1 protein-coding gene and 1 pseudogene are annotated in these 1,613 nt (G+C 65.8%); one reads left to right on the forward strand and one right to left on the reverse strand.

Annotated elements, in window-relative coordinates:
* Positions 1-361, reverse strand: a 361-nt coding sequence (locus E5W87_RS08465; protein ID WP_292395859.1) for a M20/M25/M40 family metallo-hydrolase, incomplete at its 3' end; no start/stop codon positions are given.
* A gap of 117 nt (positions 362-478) precedes the next feature.
* Between E5W87_RS08465 and E5W87_RS08470 the strand changes: the two are divergent.
* A pseudogene (locus E5W87_RS08470) lies at positions 479-1,512 on the forward strand (2-dehydropantoate 2-reductase).
* Positions 1,513-1,613: the final 101 nt, after the last annotated feature.

Below are 1,613 nucleotides of genomic sequence, written 5' to 3' on the forward strand. Positions count from 1 at the left end.
GCGCCACCGCGGCGATGAAACAGGCGATGCCACCCTTCATGTCGACGGCGCCGCGGCCGAACATCTCGCCCTTGGCGATCTCGGCAGCAAAGGGCGGATGCGTCCATGACGCTTCGTCGCCGACCGGCACCACGTCGGTATGCCCGGCGAACATCAGATGCGGACCGTTGCCGGAGCGCCGCGCATAGAGATTTTCGATATCGGGCGTGCCGTCTTCCGAAAACACCGGGCGCTCGACGGAAAAGCCGAGCGGCTTCAGCATTGTTTCCAGCGTGCTCAATGCTCCGCCTTCAGCGGGCGTCACCGAGGCGCAGCGGATGAGGGCGGCGAGATTTCTGGCGGGATCGGTCGGCAACGTCATGGGCAAAAGCGATAGTCGAAAGCGCAAGGCCTGTCACGGCCAGACATAAGGGCCAGCCATCCCGCCGACATTATGGTTTTCATGTCGTATAGTCGCAGGCCAAGGCAGCATCATCGGATGGCCAACAAGGACAAAAGGATCGTCATTGCCGGCGCCGGCAGCATCGGCTGCTATGCCGGCGGCTGCCTGGCGCTCGCCGGGCGGCAGGTGATTCTGCTGGCACGGCCGCGCATGGAAGAGGCCTGCGGAAGGACGGGTTGCAGGTCACCGACCTTGACGGCCGCGACCGCTCCATCACGCCGGATGGGCTTTCGGTCACCGCCGATCCGGCGGTCGCCTTGCGCGGCGCCGAAATCATTCTTGTGACGGTCAAGAGCGGCGCGACAGAAGAGATTGCGGCGCTCATTGCCGCCCACGCCCGCCCGGACGCAGTGGTGGTCAGCCTGCAGAACGGCGTCGACAATGCCGACAGGCTGCGGGCTGGGCTCGCCGGGCGGCGTGTGCTCGCCGGCATGGTGCCGTTCAACGTGGTCCAGTCACTGGGTGGCGAACTGCCGCTTCGCGTGCATCGCGCCAGCGAGGGCAAGGTGATGATCGAAAACGGGGTCGCCGGCCTCGATGAACTCCTCAACGTCGATGGGCTTGCCGTCACCACGCATGACGACATGACAGCGGTGCTGTGGGGCAAGCTGCTGCTCAATTTGAACAACGCGCTGGTGGCGCTTTGCGGCCTGCCGCTGGCAACGCAATTGGCTGACCGCCGCTGGCGGCTGATCCTGGCCGGCCAGATCGACGAGGCATTGGCGGCAATGCGGGCTGCGGGCATCGAGCCGGCACCGATCGCCGGTCTGCGTCCCGGGTTGCTGCCAAAAGTGCTCCGGCTGCCCGACTGGCTGTTCAAGATCCTGGCGCGGCGTATGTTCGCGATCGATCCCGAAGCGCGCTCGTCGATGTGGGACGATCTGCAGCGCGGCCGGCCGACCGAGATCGACGAGTTGCAAGGCGCGATTCTGCGCCTGGCGGACAAAGCGGGTACGCCGGCGCCACTGATAAAGCGGGTCACGGCGCTGGTGCGCAAGGCAGAGCAGGAAAGGCGTGGATCGCCCGGCCTGACGCCCGAGGCGATCATGGCGGCGCACAGCTCCCGATGATCCGGGTGGGATCGTCAGTTCGCGGTCCGCACATGCGCCCAGTAGCGGCCCTTGCCAGTTCGCTTGGCTTCATAGAGCGCGTGATCGGAACAGGTGAGAAG

It is taken from the genome of Mesorhizobium sp. (genome assembly GCF_004962925.1).
GTDB lineage: Bacteria > Pseudomonadota > Alphaproteobacteria > Rhizobiales > Rhizobiaceae > Mesorhizobium.